Raw genomic sequence first — 16500 nt, 5'->3', positions numbered from 1 at the left:
TGTGCAAAGGGTGACGCGTTCGCGCCGACGCGGCTTGCGGCGCGCGGCCGGCGATTTCGAAATCGCACGGCGATGCGTGCGGGCTCTTTCGAGCGGCGTTATCCGTGGGCGCTCTGGGAGCGCAGAAGAGCGTGCGAATCCTGAAAGACATCATGCATTGAGATCACCAGTGCTACCGCACGCGCCGATACTGCAACGCACTGCCGGCGCGACCGATCCTCATGGGTGAGCGGCTTCCAGCGCGGCGATCACGGTGCGGAGACACGACGATGAATCACAATGAAGCCTTGAACCGCGCCGCGGCCGACGCGCGCACAACGAACGAAGGGCCAGAATTCCCCAGCTTCGTGGCGTGGCTGCGCTGGCAGGGGACGACGGAGAGTGCAAGCGACGCAAAGGCGAGCGGACTCACCGGCGCGTGGACCCGCAGGCTCGTAACATTTTCGGCGCTTTGGGCGTTGGTCGAGTTGCCCGTTGCGTACTGGAACGCGGCTGACGACGTGGAGCGCGCGGCGCTCGCGGCGTCGACGTTGATCTGGCTGGCGATCGTGTTTCGCGTGCTCAAGGGGGGAGCAACGGCGCGCGGGATATTCGTTTTTCTCTGTGCGCTCAGTGTCCTTGCCGTTGCGCCCGCGCTCCCCGCCGAGTACGCGAATTTTCCAATCGCTTTCTGGCTCTCACTCGTGGAGTGTGTCGTGAAATGCGGGCTGTTCGTCGTGTTAGTCACCCGCTATATCGCTATGGAGCCGTGAACACGCGAGATGGGATAAACGGAAATAGGCAAAACGCCTGGCGTCATGGAATATAGTGACGCCCGTATGTCATACCAAAAAGAATCGCCAGGACGCCACATGAAGATTACAGGTCTGCCTTTCCTGCATTGGGGATACGACCGCCCGGCAGCGCAGATGTGCTGGCTGCATCTCCACACTGCACCAGGGCTTGAGCCCCGATATGATCCGCCCGACAACCGGCGGGATCTGCTCTCCAGCCAGAATGCGGAGCAGGCCTGCCAGAGCGATAGCGGCAGGAGCGGGCAATTGCAACCCCGATCAGGCTACACACCAGAGGAGTGAAGATAAGTAGGCGTTCATAGGACGATTTCCCCTATGCCGCAAAGAAACTGATACTCGATAATGATCGACAAAGGTACAGATAGCTTTTGAGCCGATGGATTTTATTCAGAATACTTCAGAAAGTTTGCATAGCCCGAGAATTTCACACAGACTCCTTCAGATTTCTTCAGTGCTTCTTGCTGGTGATCTCGTGTCAAATGGCGGCTAGCTGGAGTGTCGAACTCCAGGCAGAAGAAGGCAGACGGAAATTCGGCTGTCCCGCCCGGGAGGCGGTCTACCCATTCCTCGATCAAAGGACGCAAGCACCATGAGCAACGCCAAACTTGAAGTACTCACCCCGCAAAACAGCCAGATGATCTTCATCGATCAGCAGCCGCAAATGGCCTTTGGCGTTCAGTCGATCGACCGCCAGGTCCTGAAGAACAACGTCGTTGGGCTGGCCAAGGCGGCCAAAGTGTTCAACATCCCCACCACGATCACGACGGTCGAGTCGGAGAGCTTCTCCGGCTACACGTACCCGGAACTGCTCGACGTGTTTCCGGACCACAAACTGCTGGAACGTACGTCGATGAACTCGTGGGACGACCAGAAAGTGCGCGACGCGCTTGCCGCGAACGGCCGCAAGAAGGTGGTTGTTGCCGGTCTGTGGACGGAAGTCTGCAACACGACCTTCGCGCTGTGCGCGATGCTCGAAGGCGACTACGAGATCTACATGGTCGCCGACGCATCGGGCGGCACCTCGAAGGACGCGCACGACTTCTCCATGCAGCGCATGATCCAGGCCGGCGTCGTGCCGGTCACGTGGCAGCAGGTCATGCTCGAATGGCAGCGCGACTGGGCGCGCCGCGAGACCTATGACGCCGTGATGAAGATCGCGAAGGAGCACTCGGGCGCGTACGGCATGGGTGTCGATTACGCGTACACGATGGTTCACAAGTCGGCGCAACGCACGTCCGTGCAGCACGAAATTCTTCCGGCGGTTCCGGCGCGCTGATCGGTTTCACGATCATTGCGGACATCGATGCGGGGCGCTCCAGGCGAGGGCGCCGCGTCTTTGCCGCCAGTGCGCCTGTCACATCAATCAGGATTGCGAAGCAATTCCGGGGCCGCTGAAAACGGAACCTCCGCGGATTCCCGTCAGCCATGTCCAGCATTCCAATCCGACCGCGAGGCCGACCGCATGGAATCTTATCTGGTGTCACTGGGCGCGGGCGCGCTCATCGGCGTGATCTACAGCGTAATCAAGGTCCGCTCGCCCGCGCCGCCGCTGATCGCCCTGGTTGGCTTGCTGGGCATGGTGATCGGCGCGCAGGCCGTTCCCGCCCTGAAGCCGCTGCTGGGTCTTTAATCAACGTGAGGAAACGCCCGTGAGCGCAACCGACAGCCAACCTGATCTCATTCTTCATAACGCACGCATCACCACGCTGGACCGCTCGAACCCGCTCGCCAGCGCTGTGGCAATCGCCAATGGCCGCTTCGTCGCGGTCGGGAGCGAGGCCGACGTCATGCCGCTCGCGCGGCGCGCCACGCGCGTCATCGACCTGCAGGGGCGCTCCGTGCTGCCCGGCCTGATCGACAATCACCTGCACCTTATCCGCGGTGGCCTGAACTACAACATGGAACTGCGGTGGGACGGCGTGCGTTCGCTCGCCGTTGCCATGGAGATGCTCAAGCAGCAGGTCGCGATCACGCCCGCACCGCAATGGGTGCGCGTGGTCGGCGGCTTTACGGAGCACCAGTTCGCCGAGAAACGCCTGCCCACGATCGAGGAACTCAACGCGGCCGCGCCGGACACGCCCGTGTTCATCCTGCATCTGTACGATCGTGCGCTGCTGAACGCCGCCGCGCTGCGCGTGGTGGGCTACACGAAGGACACGCCGGAACCGCCGGGCGGCACGATTCTGCGCGACGCCACGGGCACGCCCACCGGGCTGCTGCTCGCCAATCCGAATGCGACGATCCTCTACGCGACGCTCGCCAAGGGGCCGAAGCTGCCCGCCGAGTACCAGTACAACTCAACGCGCCATTTCATGCGCGAACTGAACCGCCTGGGCGTGACGGGCGCGATCGACGCGGGCGGCGGTTCGCAGAACTATCCGGATGACTACGAAGTCATCCGCAAGCTGCACGACGCGGGCGAGATGACGGTGCGCATCGCATATAACCTCTTCACGCAGAAGCCGGACGCGGAAAAGGAAGATTTCGTGAACTGGACGCAGAGCGTCAAGTATCACGATGGTTCGGACTACTTCCGGCATAACGGCGCAGGCGAGATGCTCGTGTTCTCGGCGGCCGACTTCGAGGACTTCCGCGTGGCGCGCCCCGAGTTGCCGCCGGAGATGGAGGGCGAACTCGAGGGCGTCGTGCGCGTGCTCGCACAGAACCGCTGGCCGTGGCGTCTGCACGCCACCTATGACGAAACGATCAGCCGCGCGCTGGACGTGTTCGAGAAGGTCAATCGCGACATTCCGCTCGAAGGCCTGAACTGGTTCTTCGATCACGCGGAAACCGTTTCGGATCGCTCGCTGGACCGCATCGCGGCGCTGGGCGGCGGCATCGCCGTGCAGCACCGCATGGCGTACCAGGGCGAGTATTTCGTCGAACGATATGGTGCGCGCGCGGCCGAGGCCACGCCGCCCGTCGCGAAGATGCTCGCCAAAGGCATCAAGGTGTCCGCGGGCACCGACGCCACGCGCGTGGCGTCGTACAACCCGTGGGTGTCGCTTGCGTGGCTCGTGAGCGGCAGGACTGTGGGCGGCATGCGCCTGTATCCGCAGCGCGATCTGCTCGATCGCGAAACGGCGCTGCGCATGTGGACGGAGTACGTCACGTGGTTTTCGAATGAAGAGGGTAAGAAGGGACGTATTGCGGTGGGGCAGCTTGCCGACCTGATGGTGCCGGACCGCGACTTCTTCGCTTGCGCCGAGGACGACATCGCCGACACCACGGCGCTGCTTACGGTGGTGGATGGCCGGATCGTGTGGGGGGCAGGTCCGTTCTCGGAGCACGACGCGCCGATCCCGCCCGCGATGCCCGACTGGTCACCGGTGCGCCAGTACGGCGGCTACGGCGGCTGGGGCGCGACGCAGCAAACCGGCGCGCCGTTGCAGCGCGCGGCCGCGGCGGCGCTGTGCGCCTGTGCGAGTGCGTGCAACCTGCACGGCCACGCGCACGGGAGCGCATGGGGCAGTGCGCTGCCGACCTCGGATGCGAAGGGCTTCTGGGGCGCGTTTGGCTGTTCGTGCTGGGCGATCTGACGTGGCGGCGTTCACCGGCCGGGGCAACCCGGCGTGGATTCGCGCGTTGCTCGCGCAGCCGTGGGTTGCACCGCTCGTGCGCGTCGCGCTGGTTTCCGCATGGCTGATCGGCGGCGTGCACAAGCTGCTGGACTTCAACGCGGCGGTTGCGGAGCAGGCGCATTTCGGCCTGCATCCGCCAGCGCTGTGGGCCGCGCTTGCGATCGTGGTGGAGATCGGCGGCTCGCTGTTCGTGGTGTTGTGCCGCTTCACGTGGCTCGGTGCAGGCGCGCTGGGCGTACTCACGCTCGTGGCCATGCTGGTCGCCAACGACTTCTGGAACCATACGGGCGCCGCGTACTTCATGGCGCTGAACAGTTTTTTTGAGCACCTCGGGCTGATCACGGCGCTCGTGCTGGCCACGTTGCTGGAAGACACCCGCGAGTGACCGGCACAAACGTATGATGAAACAAGGAAATCCGACGATGAAAGAATTTCGTTCCGCATTGCTCGCACTGATGGTGGCGGGCGGTCTTGTCGCCGCGCCCGCGTCGTTCGCGAAGCCACCTGTTGTGGAGTCCGAAACACCGGCCGTGGCCGTCGGCCCGCAGTACGACACGACGCACGTGTACGTTGCCCCGGAAGACTTCGACCGCTTCACGGACAGCTTCGTGGCGACCTTCGGCGGCAGCAAGTCGAAGCAGGGCGTGTTCCAGGTCACGCCCACGCCGAGCCGGACCATGTCGCAGCTCGTGTTTACGCCGTCGGGCACGATCTCCGTATTCGGCTTCAAGACGCCGGTGCCGTATTCCTTCGGCTCGGAGCGTACCGGCTACCTTGTGACCGACATGGACGCGGCGGTGAAGGCGGCGCGCGCGCACGGCGCGGACGTGATCGTCGACACCTTCCCCGATCCGATCGGGCGCGACGCGATCATCTCGTGGGCGGACGGCGTGAACATGCAGCTTTACTGGCACAACCAGGCCCCGCACTACGACGCGCTCCAGATGATTCCCGAGAACCGCGTGTACGTTTCGCCGAAAAGCCTGCACAAGCTGGTGCATGACTTCGTGAAGTTCTCGCACGGCAAGGTGGTGTCCGATGAGGGGAAGGCGCCGGGCATCGAAATCGGCCGGCAGGATGAGACGTATCGGCGCGTGCGGATCGAATCGGGCTTCGGCAAGATGACCGTGCTGGTGACGGACGGCCATCTGCCCTATCCGTTCGGGCGCGAAACGACGGGCTACGAAGTGGCGAATCTCGACGAGACGTTGCAAAAGGCCCAGGCCGCGGGCGTGAAGGTGCTCGTGCCGGCGTTTACTTCGGACGGCCGCAACGCGGCGATCGTCCAGTTCCCTGGCGGTTACATCGCCGAAATCCACGCCAACGCGGTGAAATGAAGTACGAGGACACGATCCTGGCAGCGGTGGCGGGCTTTGTGGATACGCTGAGTTTCGTGGCGCTGTTCGGGCTCTTCACCGCGCACGTCACGGGCAACTTGGTGCTGATCGGCGCGGGCGTGGCGGGCTACGGGCAGGGCGTGCTCCTCAAGCTGATCGTGTTCCCGGCTTTCGGTGCGGGCGTGGCGGGCAGCAGCCTGCTGCTGCGCTCGCTCGGCGCTCAGCACGCGCGCCACGGCGCGCGCCTGGTGCATGCGGTGCAGGCGGTGCTCATGCTCGGCTTTTGTCTCGCGGGCGTGTGGGCGTCGCCGGTCAGCCAGCCCGACGCGCTGCCGGTGATCGTGGCCGGCGTGCTCGGCGCGTTCGCGATGGGCGTGCAGAACGCGCATCCACGCCTGATCCTGCGGCCCGCCGTGCCGAACACGGTGATGACCGGCAACGTCACGCAGGCGATTCTCGATGTGGTGGAAATGCTGCACGCGGGCACGCCCGAGAGCGTGCGCGCGGCGGCACGCGCACGGTTCGCGAAGATGATGCCGGCCATCGCGGCGTTTGCGGCGGGGGCGGCGGGCGGCGCGCTCGGCCTGCGCTACGTGGGCTTCTGGGCGCTGCTTGCGCCCGTGTGCGCGCTTGCTGTGCTCGCGTTGACAACCGGAGAGCACGAGCGCGCGGCAACGGCCGGCCCGGCATGACGCGAACGATTCGAAGCGGCGGGGCTCCTGTCCTTCGTGCGCTTCGCGCAATCAAACATACGCCGTCAACGGCAAGGAAAAAAATGGTGTCGAGCACGACGCGCGAGCGTCGAAAGAAGAGGGCCGCGGGCGTTGCGGCGGCCGCCTGGCTGCTGATGGTGAGCGCCCCTGCCGCATTCGCGCAGACAGGAACGAGCACGCCGGACACGACGCCCACGTGTGATGTCAAGCGCCCCGTTCCCGGCTTCAACCGCTGGCAGGAAGACTGGGGCGTGCTCGCGAACCCATGCCTGCCACGCAGGCCGTTCGACGCGCTCAAGTACATCCCGCTTTCGAAGGTCGATCCCACCTGGTATCTCTCGCTGGGTGCAAACCTGCGCGAGCGTTTCGAACTCAACAACACGCCGCTCTTCGGTCTTGGCAGCGCGCGTCCCGACAGCTGGGTGATCCAGCGCGCCGAAGTCCACGCGGACGCCCACCTCGGCGAGCACGTGCAGGCGTTCTTCCAGCTCGAAGACGCGCGGCCGTTCGGTAAGGACTCCGTTACACCCGTCGACAAGAACCCGCTCGACATCGAGCAGGCATTCGTGGCGTTCGTCTACGGCGTGGGCGGCGGCACGTTCAAGGCGCGCGTGGGGCGGCAGGAGATGGCGTTCGACTTACAGCGCTTCGTTTCCGTGCGCGACGGCCCGAACGTGCGCCAGGCGTTCGACGCGTTGTGGGCCGACTACGAGATCGGCAAGTGGCGCTTTATCGGCTACCTCACGCAGCCCGTGCAGTACCGTGACGCTACCGTGTTCGACGATGTCTCGAACGGTCACCTCACGTTCAGCGGCGTGCGCGTGGAGCGCGCGAGCCTGGGTCCGGGCGATCTCTCGGCGTACTGGTCGCGCTACGAGCGCGACAACGCGCATTTTCTCGACGCGAGCGGCAACGAGCGGCGCGACGTGTTCGACGCGCGCTACGCGGGCAAGCAGGCGCCGTTCGACTGGGACGTGGAAGGCATGGTGCAGACCGGCCGCGTGGGCGCGGATACGGTGGGCGCGTGGGCGTTCGGTGCGCTGGGCGGCTATACGTTCGCCGCGCTGCCGGGCACGCCGCGTCTCGGGATTCAGGTTGACGGCGCATCCGGCGACCGGCATCCGGGCGACGGCCGTGTGGAAACCTTCAATCCGCTTTTTCCGAATGGCTACTACTTCACGCTGGCAGGCTATACGGGCTACAGCAACCTGATTCACGTGAAGCCGTCGCTCACGTTCAAGGTGACGCCGAAGGTGACGCTACTCACTGCGGTGGGCTTCCAGTGGCGCGACACGACGGCGGATGCGGTCTACGGCCAGGGCATGGCGGTGGTGCCGGGTACGGCGGGCAAGGGCAGCCGCTGGACGGGCATGTATGCGCAGGTGCGCGCGGACTGGCTGGTTAGCGACAACGTGGCGCTCGCCCTCGAAGCGGTGCATTTCGAGGTAGGCGATTCGCTGCGTGCGCTCGGCGCGCGCAATGCCGATTAGGTCGGCGTGGAAGCGAAGTTCGGCTGGTAATGACGGGTATCGACAGGAGGCGCTATGAGCACGCATCTGCATGAACTGGAACTCGCGCGGTTGCGTGCCGCCGTGCGTGCGAATCTCGATGACGCGTGCATATGGCGCTGGCACGCCGATCTCATGGAAGACGAGCGCGTGAGTTGCAGGCGCACGCGCGACGGCTGGCAGATCACCATCGACGGGCGCTGCACCGTGGAGGACGAGTCGTTCGATTTGCGGTGCGGCTCGCCGCGCGCACGTGGCTCGATATTGCGCGCACGCCGCTCACGCTGCGCCGCCGTCGCAAGCGCACGATGAAGCCGGGCGTAGCGCTCTTTCCGCAGATCATCTAGTGCGACTGCTAGCCATAAGCATGCGCTTCGCTGGCTCTCAATCGACCGGCGCGAAACAACGTCGGGAGTAGCAGACGTCGCCGCAGCGGTTATTTCGATTTGGTAGGCTCTTGAGCACGATCCTTCATTTGTTCGTCCGGACCTTATGAGCGTTGCCCAGCCGGACATACCGTCCTCCGATTTCATTCCGGCAGACGTACTGCACTGAGGTATTGCCCGGGGCAAACGGACATCAGTCAGTTGAAGAGCACGCAGCGGAACATGGGGCGAACCGCGCGATGGAAACGCCGCTCTCATCGTCTTGCAGTTGCGCGCTTTCGGCGAACTGGACGTATGGCTCATCGCGGTGTCGAATATGTCTCGCCACGCGTCTCCGTGGAAATCGATGGCCGGATCGTGGATCCAGACATAGTCGAGCCGGTCCGTGCGCAAGCGCTTGAGGCTGTCTTCGATCGAGCGCAGCGTATCGTCTTCCGAATAGTCATAGACGACACGGCTCGGCAGGCCGTGTTCGAATAGGCCTCCCTTTTCGCCGAGGTCGCGTGCGGTGGTGGATTCGATCTCATCGAGAATGATGCGGCCTACCTTGGTACCGATGACATACTCGTCGCGCGGATAAGACGAGAAGAGCGCTTCGCCGAGGCGCAACTCCGCCAGGCCGGCGCCATAGGGGTGTGCGTATGCGTGCAACTCAGGCTGCGGCGCCGTCAAGCACCGGATAGTCAGTGAGACCTTTCGCGCCGCCGCCGAAGAGCGTTTCGCGATGGTGTTGCGCGAGAGGCGCATTGATGCGCAGACGCTGCACCAGATCGGGATTGGCGACGAACGGCCGGCCAAAGGCGATGAGATCGGCCCAGCCCGCCTCAATGGCGTCGCGGGCCCGTTCGCCCGTGTACCGCCCGGCATAGATCAGCACGCCGGGGTAGGTAGCGCGCAGCTTGCGTTTGAATTCAAGGGGCATGTGCGGGGCGTCGTCCCAGTCGGCTTCGGCGATGTGAATGTACGCTACGCCGATCTCACCGAGCAATTTGGCCGCCGCAAGATAGGTCGTTGTTGGCTCAGCGTCTTCGCAGCCGTTCAGCGTTGTAAGCGGCGCAAGGCGGATGCCGACTCGCTGCGCGTCCCCTGTGCCTTCGATGAGAGCGTGCGCGACTTCGTCGAGGAAGCGCAGGCGGTTCTCGAGCGACCTGCCGTAAGCGTCGGTGCGCGTGTTGGCATTAGAGTCGATAAACTGGTTGACAAGATAGCCGTTCGCCGCATGCAGTTCGACGCCGTCGAAACCGGCCTCGATCGCATTGCGCGCCGCCGTGCGGTACTGGCCCACGATTACGCGAATTTGGTCAACGCTTAGTGCGAGAGGTTCAGAGGCCTGCACAAAGCCCGGAGTGCCATCTTCGTTACCAGCGATGAACACGTTCACACCTATTGCCTGGAGCGCCGATGAGGACACCGGCTGCTTGCCGCCGAGCAGGCTCGAATGGCTCAGGCGCCCGACGTGCCAGAGCTGTGCGAAGATGCGTCCGCCCTTGGCGTGCACCGCCTTTGTGACTTTGCGCCAACCTTCGATCTGGGCTGGCGTGTGGATGCCGGGAGTCCATGCGTAGCCCTTGCCGAGCGGCGCGATATACGTACCTTCGCTCACAATGAGTCCTGCGTCAGCGCGTTGCGCATAGTATTCGGCCATCAGGTCGTTGGCCTCGTCGCCGGGCTGGCTCGCTCGCGAGCGCGTCATCGGCGGCATCACGATGCGATTGGTTAGTGTCAGTGAGCCGAGTTTGAGAGGCTGGAAAAGCGGATCATGCTTCACGAAGTATTCCTGTTCGGGTTCACGGCGCGAGCGCCGCGAAGGTTCAGAATGGGCTTGAGCGGGCTAGTCCCACTGCGCCGCGAAACCGTCGGGGCTCACTTCGCGGCCGTTGCGTTCGAGCGCGGCGATTTCCGCCATGTCGTCGTCGCTCAGTTGCAGTGACTGGGCGAGCAGGTTGCTCGCGAGGTTTTCCCGCTTGGTCGACGAAGGAATGACCGAGTAGCCAAGGCGCATCGCCCAAGCGAGCGCCACTTGCGCCGGCGTCGCGTGGCGGCGTTCGGCAATCGAGCGAATGACGGGGTCACCGAGCACCTTGCCGTAGGCGAGGGTCATGTATGAGGTCACGTGAATGTCTTCCTGCTGGAGGAAGCCCACGAGCTTTCGGCTTTGCAGATACGGACTCAGCTCGATCTGGTTGGTCGCGATGTTTTCCTTGCCGACCACGGCGATCGCCTGCTTCGTGAATTCGATGTTGAAATTCGACACACCAATCTGCTTCGTCAGGCCTTGCGACTTCGCTTCGGCCAGCGCGCTCATGAATTCCTGTAGTGGGACGCCGTTGCTGGGTGCGGGCCAGTGGATCAGCGTGAGGTCCACTGCCTCGGTCCGCAGTTTATTGAGGCTGTCCTTGAGGCTCGGGATCAGCTTTTCGCGCGAATAGTTGTCGACCCAGATCTTCGTGGTCAGGAACAAGTCCTTGCGCGCGACGCCCGAGTCGGCAACCGCTTCGCCCACTTCGGCTTCGTTGCCATAGATCTGCGCGGTGTCGATCGTGCGGTAGCCGACGTCGAGGCCGTTTCGTACAGCGTCGATGACGACCTGGCCTCGCAGGCGGAAGGTGCCAAGGCCGAATGCGGGAATCTCGCTCATTGGGTTCTCTGGGGCAGTAAGGGGCATGCGATGTCGATGACGGCATTGTGCCCATTTCGATCTATGCTAAAAACAGTGATAAGCGCGAAATACAATTGAATTCGAGTCAAATATTGCTGTGCGGGAGTTCGCGTGCCGACTTGTGCTGCGGCGGGCCATCAGCACGAATATGAGCGCGCGGCCCGAAGCGGCGATCAGCGCCCACGATGGGCACCGAAGCGTAGTCAAAGCCCACTGAAATCGCCGCGCCGCCGGCCGCAACGCCCACGGCATCGCCGAGATTGAAGGCCGCGACATTGGCCGACGAAGCGAGCCTCGGCGCGGCGGCATGACGCGCATCGGCAAGGGCGGCACGACAGCAAGGGTGGCGGTGCCCAGACCACCACGGCAACGGCAGTACCGGTGTGATTCCTCACGAGCGGCGGAAAGGCCAGCACGATCTGGACGAGCAGAATCAGGAACACGATCAGGCTGCCGTCGAGCCAGCGATCCGCGAGACGGCAGCCCCCCACTTGTCGGAAAAGCCCACGAGCACCTCCGTCACGACGGCGGGTGACGCGCCGGCAGTGTTCGAGCGTCGGCACGATATAGGTGTAGCGACTGAACGTGCCCGGGCGCCAAGCACGATGGTGGCCATCGCCATTCACACCACGGGGCGGATGAGCACCATCAGCTCGCCGCGCAAGGGCGGCACCTTGCTGGCCTCTCCCTTGGGCAGCGCCATGCGCAAAGTCGGCATCGTGAGCAAGCGAAGCGCTGAGGTCGCGCCGAACGACATGGGCCAGCCGATGCTCTGGCCGAGCGAGGTGGCGGCGGGTGCGCCGCTAACGTTCGCGATCGTCAGACCAATAGGCATGGTGGCGACGGAGCTCGCCTGCTTGCGGCGCGGCACCAGGCTTGCCTCGGCGAGCGAGCCGAGCCCGAAAAACGCGCCGCGATTGAGACTCGTGACGAGGCATGCGAGAAGCAGCGTCGTGTAGTTCGAGGACAGCGCCGAGAGCACATTGCCGATGGTGGAAATGCCGATCAGCGCAATGGGGGCCGTGCGGCACGACCGGCGCGAAAACGCGAGCATCATCAGCGGCGCGCCGAACATGACGCCAATCGCGTAGGTGATAAGCATGCCCGCGGTCGGGATGGCGACCTGCACGCACTGGGCGGTCACTGGCAGGAGCCCCACCGGCGAGAATTCGATCGTGACGATGCTGAACGCGCCCAGGCGAGCGCCAGCAACGATAGGCATGCGCTGCCGGATCGTTCAGACCGATCCGGCTTAGTTAGTTGAGTCCGGATTGTGCTGCGAGTTCCATCATGTCCGGATTGAAATGGGGAAGGATTTCGCTGGCGATTTCACTGAACGCCTCGTCGAGCGGGCGGCGGTTGCGGCGGAAGTGCAGGGCGATGTGATCGACGCCCGCGCGGCGCAATGCCTCTAGCTCTCCAATCAACGCGTGACGTCCCGCGCGCGCGCCGAAGCGATGTCGCTGAAGCGGTTCATCGGGATTCTCGGCCAGATCGAGATGGAAGAAGCTAACGTACGGCTTCGCGCCCGCTACCGCCCGCCATTCTGCCACGCGGCGCAGGTGGTCCGCAGGCGTGCCAGGATACGCGAGGCAGCCGTCCATGTGCTTTCCCAGCCACTCCGCCTGCTGTTGTGCAAGTCCGGCCACGAAGAGGGGCAGCGGCGAGCGCAGTCGCGGCAGCACCTCGATCCCGGGCGGCAGGTAGCCTTGAGCACGGTTATTTAAAAGCGCGATCTGTTCGCGGAAATTGGCGCCGCGGGATTCGTACTTGCGACCGAACAGCGGATACTCCACGGGCCGGTCGCCGCTCGCCACGCCTAGCAGCAGGCGCTCGCGGCTCAAGGTCTGGATTGAAGCCGCCGACTTGAGCGTGAGCAGGGGCTCGCGCAGCGGCAGCACGACAGCGGCCGTGCCCAGCAGGATGTTCCGCGTGATGCCCGCGAGGTAGCCGAGGTAAGAAAACGTTTCGAACACCTGAGCAGCGTCGCCAAACGAAGGATCGTAGAGCGGCACGTCGCGCACCCAGAGCGCACGAAAGCCGAGCGTATCCGCAAGCTGGGCGAGTTCCGCGTGGCTCTCGACGTCGGGTACGCCGTGGCGACGCCCGTCGCGTTGCCGCCTGGCGTCGCCGGCCGGCGACCAGTCATTGTCGAGCGGCAACTCGATGCCGATGCTCAAGCCGCCCTTCGTCAGTTTTTCTAGTGAAGTGGACATAATCGATTTGTGTTCGAGGTGGCGCGCTCAAGCCGCGCGCGGGCTGCCTTCGAGGCGGAAAAATCGAGCGACGGTGCGGTGAAAAACGAGCCTGATGCGACAGTGGCCCGGTTCGCTTCCCGCCACGGTGCCGGCGGCGAAGTCGTCGATATGCACGGGAGATCGCATAGATTTCACCGGCCACCTGCTGCCACGTATAGCCGACCTCACCCTTCGGGCCCGCGAAATCGCCTTCGGTGATCTCGTAGCGCACGCGGATGCCGTCCGCGTCACAGGCGTTGATCGCAATGGGGCCCTCGTACCGGACTTCGAAGGTCTAGCCCGCGGATGAAGCAAAGGCCTGGGGACGTTGGGTCGGTGCGTTCGTGCTGGTGCACTCCTGCTAACTGGCGAAGGGATGAAAGGTCTTCACTGCACGGCTTCCACGGGCTCGGCCGTGCGCTCGGGCAGGCCTTCACGCCTGTCGAGGCTGCCGCTCAGTGCCGTGAGTGCGTATGCACCGAGCGTGACGGAGGCGGCGATCCACGGCGTATGGCCAAGACCAATGTGTGCGACGACTAGACCGCCGAGAGAGGAACCGCCCGCCACGCCAAGGTTGAACGCGGCGATGTTGAAGCCCGAGGCGACGTCGGCGGAATCGGGCGCGAAGTGACGCGCCTGCTTGACGACGTACACCTGCAGACCCGGCACGTTGCCGAACGCGACCGCGCCCCAGGCGAGCATCGTGAGCACCGTGAGCCACGCGTTGTGTACCGTGAAGGTAAGCGCGAACAGCACGACGGCGAGCAACAGGAAGATGCGCTTGAGTGCCCTCACTGGGCCCACCTGATCGGCGAGCTTGCCGCCCCACATGTTACCCACGGCCACAGACACGCCATAGGCGACCAGCACGATGCTGACTTGGGAAGGCGTGAAACCAGTGATCTGTTCGAGCAGCGGAGCCATGAATGTGAAGGCGATCAGCGAGCCGCCGTAGCCCACCGCCGTCATTGCATAGACGAGAGCGAGGCGCGGTTGGCCGAGCACGCGGAACTGCTTGAAGAGGCCGGCGGGCGGCGTATGCGCGAGCTTGCGCGGCACGAAGGCCACGGCGCCGAGAAACGCGACCAGGCCGAACAGGGCGACGACGAGGAACGTCGCCCGCCAGCCAAAGTGCTGGCCGATGAAGGTGCCCAGCGGAATGCCCGCGACGAAGGCCACCGTCATCCCACTGAACATCGTGGCGATGGCGCTAGCGGCCTTCTGTTCGGGAACGAGCGTCGTCGCGATGATTGAGCCCACCGAAAAGAACACGCCGTGCGCGAGGCCGGTCAGGATGCGGGCGACGATCAGCGATTCATAGGTGGGCGCGCGCCAGGCCACGAGATTGCCGATAGTGAAGAGCGCCATAAGACCGGCGAGCAGGAGCTTGCGCGGCACGCGGCCGGTGAGGGCGGTGAGCAACGGCGCGCCCACGGCGACGCTCAGTGCGTAGAGGCTCACGAGCAGGCCCGCCGAAGGCAGGCTAATGACGAGATCGGAAGAGATCGTCGGGATCAGGCCGACGATCACGAACTCCGTCGTGCCGATGGCAAACGCACTGATGGTGAGCGCGAGTAGGGCGAGGGGCATGGTATCCAGTCCTGGCTTCGAAGAAGACGGGACGAAGTGTGCGCCCTTTACTTTTGATTAAAAACTGGCTTATAAACGAATATGTTTTGATCTGAAATCAAAAATGAAAACGACATTAGATGAGCTGCAAGCCTTTGTGAGCGTGGTCGACAGCGGTTCCATCACGGCCGCCGCGCAGCAACTCGGCCTCACGATTTCGGCCACGAGCCGCACACTGGGGCGGCTCGAGGACAAGCTCAAAACTACGTTGCTACGCCGCACGACGCGGCGCCTGGAGTTGACCGAGGAAGGGCGGGCGTTCTTGAACGACGCGCGGGCGATCATCGCTTCGGTGGAGAGCGCGGAGGAGCAGATGGCCGCGCGCCGCGAGCGACCCTCGGGCCTGCTGCGAGTGGATGCGGCCACACCGTTCATGCTCCACGTGATCGTCCCTCTCGTGCAGGGCTACCGCGAGCGCTTTCCGCAGGTTGAGCTGGAGCTCGTGAGTAACGAAGGGATCATCGACTTGCTCGAGCGGCGCACGGACGTGGCAATCCGCATTGGCGCGCTCAAGGACTCCACGCTGCACGGCAAGCCCGTAGGCCGCAGCCGCATGCGCATTCTCGCGAGCCCGGCGTACTTGGAGGCGCATGGCCATCCGAAGCGCGTGGAAGATCTCGCGAAGCACACTCTGCTGGGGTTCAATCAGCCCGAGGCTCTCAACGTCTGGCCGATCTTGGGACCGGACAACGAACCGTATCGGATCGCGCCGAGCATCGCGTCCTCGAGCGGCGAGACGCTTCGGCAGCTCGCCCTGGCGGGCGCGGGCATCGCCTGTCTTTCCGATTTCATGACGGCGCGCGACCGGCGCGAGGGGGCGCTCGTCCAGCTCTTCACGCGCCAGACACAGGAAGTCCGGCAGCCGATTAATGCGGTCTACTACCGTAATACGGCGATTTCGGCCCGCATTGCCTCGTTCGTCGACTATCTGATCGAGTCGGTGCGTGGGACGGAGTTTGAGCGCTAGCCCGCGTCACCTGGGGGGCTGCTTACAGTGCCCTACGGCGAAACGCTATTCGCCGACCGCGATCAAGGCCCACGTTTCGGCGCGCATCAGGCGATTGATCCGAAGATCGCACCCGCGCTATGAGGCAGGTCAGCGCAAGTGCGCAAGGGGGCATCAGCGCGGCCTCGATCGCAGTCATCGTCGCAATCGTCTACGCAGCCCTGCACTGATCTCTGTCGCGTTCCACTACAAAGCCCGCACGCGTGCGGGCTTTCATTTGTGCATCGAACTTTACTGAAACCGGTGTGCCTTGATTTCCGTGCAGATTTCCGGGTAGGCTCACCCAAGCCTGACGGAGGTTTGCCTTATACCCCCCAATAAATCTCCTTTCAAAAACAACCGCCAGCTGTAACGCTGTGCCAGATGAACCTAACGTCATATCGAGCCAACTCCGCGCCAACCCGATAAGAGGGGCGGCCGGGATTCGTGAAATTTTCGCCAAAACTGCCTTAAGCTGCTGATTGAAAGGAGAAAGCGATGCCCGGGTCAAGGGGCGGCGCCCTCCGCTGAAGATCCAGCAGATAGGACCTCGTTGCGACGCACATGGTCCAGCCGCCGCATCAACTGCGCACGCCGATGCTCCCGGCGATAGTGGTCGACCACGAAGCCGGCTGCGAACAGCAGCACCGCCGACCCCATCACCATGGTTA

14 protein-coding genes and 3 pseudogenes are annotated in these 16500 nt (G+C 63.9%); 9 read left to right on the top strand and 8 right to left on the bottom strand.

The features are described 5' to 3' along the window. Positions 1-269: 269 nt before the first annotated feature. Positions 270-752: a hypothetical protein gene (locus VSR34_RS21845; protein WP_342963493.1), complete on the top strand. Its 483-nt coding sequence runs from the start codon at positions 270-272 to the stop codon at positions 750-752. 106 nt (positions 753-858) lie between these two features. On the opposite strand, the pseudogene VSR34_RS21840 reads toward VSR34_RS21845, so the two are convergent. Then, positions 859-1046 (bottom strand): annotated as a pseudogene (locus VSR34_RS21840) (DUF1427 family protein). A gap of 337 nt (positions 1047-1383) precedes the next feature. On the opposite strand from VSR34_RS21840, the gene VSR34_RS21835 reads away from it, so the two are divergent. From VSR34_RS21835 to VSR34_RS21805, 7 genes are all read left to right on the top strand, one after another. Beyond that, positions 1384-2070, top strand: a complete 687-nt coding sequence (locus VSR34_RS21835) for a hydrolase (RefSeq protein ID WP_342963492.1) — start codon at positions 1384-1386, stop codon at positions 2068-2070. Positions 2071-2256: 186 nt separating this feature from the next. Beyond that, positions 2257-2424, top strand: coding sequence for a DUF1427 family protein (locus tag VSR34_RS21830; protein WP_342963491.1), 168 nt, complete (start codon positions 2257-2259; stop codon positions 2422-2424). A 19-nt stretch (positions 2425-2443) separates the two neighbouring features. Continuing rightward, complete coding sequence (locus VSR34_RS21825) at positions 2444-4333, top strand: amidohydrolase (RefSeq protein ID WP_342963490.1); 1890 nt, start codon at positions 2444-2446, stop codon at positions 4331-4333. 1 nt (position 4334) lies between these two features. Beyond that, positions 4335-4760 carry a DoxX family protein gene (locus tag VSR34_RS21820; protein WP_342963489.1) on the top strand — a complete coding sequence of 142 codons (426 nt, stop codon included), beginning with the start codon at positions 4335-4337 and terminating at the stop codon, positions 4758-4760. 37 nt (positions 4761-4797) lie between these two features. Continuing rightward, complete coding sequence (locus VSR34_RS21815) at positions 4798-5712, top strand: glyoxalase (RefSeq protein WP_342963488.1); 915 nt, start codon at positions 4798-4800, stop codon at positions 5710-5712. Further along, positions 5709-6404 (top strand): YoaK family protein, encoded by a 696-nt coding sequence (locus VSR34_RS21810; RefSeq protein WP_342963487.1) that lies wholly within the window; start codon positions 5709-5711, stop codon positions 6402-6404. The genes VSR34_RS21815 and VSR34_RS21810 overlap by 4 nt, the downstream gene beginning before the upstream one ends. Positions 6405-6559: 155 nt before the next feature. Further along, positions 6560-7915 (top strand): alginate export family protein, encoded by a 1356-nt coding sequence (locus tag VSR34_RS21805; protein ID WP_342963583.1) that lies wholly within the window; start codon positions 6560-6562, stop codon positions 7913-7915. Here the strand turns inward: VSR34_RS21805 and VSR34_RS21800 are convergent. From VSR34_RS21800 to VSR34_RS21770, 7 genes and pseudogenes are all read right to left on the bottom strand, one after another. After that, the gene (locus tag VSR34_RS21800) at positions 7912-8970 is read right to left on the bottom strand and encodes an aldo/keto reductase (RefSeq protein WP_342963486.1); all 1059 of its coding nucleotides are present in this window, start codon (positions 8968-8970) and stop codon (positions 7912-7914) included. The genes VSR34_RS21805 and VSR34_RS21800 overlap by 4 nt on opposite strands. A 1-nt stretch (position 8971) precedes the next feature. Continuing rightward, entirely contained in the window at positions 8972-10087 is a 1116-nt protein-coding gene (locus VSR34_RS21795; RefSeq protein ID WP_342963485.1) for an alkene reductase, read from the bottom strand. Between the two features lie 63 nt (positions 10088-10150). Then, complete coding sequence (gene dkgB, locus VSR34_RS21790) at positions 10151-10957, bottom strand: 2,5-didehydrogluconate reductase DkgB (RefSeq protein ID WP_342963484.1); 807 nt, start codon at positions 10955-10957, stop codon at positions 10151-10153. Positions 10958-11023: 66 nt separating this feature from the next. After that, a pseudogene (locus VSR34_RS21785) lies at positions 11024-12250 on the bottom strand (MFS transporter). Beyond that, a complete protein-coding gene (locus VSR34_RS21780) occupies positions 12235-13194 on the bottom strand; it encodes a TIGR03571 family LLM class oxidoreductase (RefSeq protein WP_342963483.1) in 960 nt (319 codons plus the stop codon). Before VSR34_RS21780 ends, VSR34_RS21785 begins: the two are co-directional and overlap by 16 nt. Before the next feature lie 157 nt (positions 13195-13351). After that, positions 13352-13519 (bottom strand): annotated as a pseudogene (locus VSR34_RS21775) (adenylate cyclase); the annotation flags it as partial. Positions 13520-13602: 83 nt separating this feature from the next. Next, positions 13603-14805, bottom strand: coding sequence for an MFS transporter (locus VSR34_RS21770; RefSeq protein WP_342963482.1), 1203 nt, complete (start codon positions 14803-14805; stop codon positions 13603-13605). Positions 14806-14908: 103 nt separating this feature from the next. Between VSR34_RS21770 and VSR34_RS21765 the strand changes: the two genes are divergently transcribed. Beyond that, complete coding sequence (locus tag VSR34_RS21765) at positions 14909-15811, top strand: LysR family transcriptional regulator (protein WP_342963481.1); 903 nt, start codon at positions 14909-14911, stop codon at positions 15809-15811. Positions 15812-16500 lie beyond the last annotated feature (689 nt).

The sequence above is a fragment of the Paraburkholderia sp. JHI2823 genome, from assembly GCF_038900695.1.
GTDB lineage: Bacteria > Pseudomonadota > Gammaproteobacteria > Burkholderiales > Burkholderiaceae > Paraburkholderia > Paraburkholderia mimosarum.
This window is presented reverse-complemented; position numbering and strand designations above follow the sequence as displayed.